The following is a 357-nucleotide window of genomic DNA, read 5'->3' on the forward strand; positions in this document are numbered from 1 at the left end:
GTGCTCGACGAGGTGCTGCAGGAGATCGATCGCCTGCTGCAGGACGAAGACACCCAGGCGCTGATCGCCCGCACCATTGGCGGCGAACTGCGCACCCTCAAATACCTGGGGCTGGACGAGCGGGTCGGGCGCTGGTCGGCGATCAAGGTGGTGCAGGCGGTGTCGCGGCTGATCGGCGAGATCAGCCATGACCGCGAGCACGAGTTGCGGCGGCATTTCGATGGCTATCTGGTCGGCTTCATCGAGCGCCTCAAGGAGGACCCGGCCTTTCGCCTGCGCGGCGAACAGTTGCGCGACCAGCTGCTGGAGCACCCGGCGCTGGCGGGTTATCTGCAGGAGCTGTGGGACGAACTGGTG

Annotated in this window: 1 protein-coding gene; it reads left to right on the forward strand. The window is 66.4% G+C overall.

Annotated features, from left to right (window positions below):
- Positions 1-357 (forward strand): DUF445 family protein (locus FS767_RS21750; RefSeq protein ID WP_144968170.1); only part of this gene is annotated, 357 nt, incomplete at both ends.

The sequence above is a fragment of the Pseudomonas sp. DE0010 genome (assembly GCF_007680745.1).
Lineage (GTDB): Bacteria > Pseudomonadota > Gammaproteobacteria > Pseudomonadales > Pseudomonadaceae > Aquipseudomonas > Aquipseudomonas parafulva_B.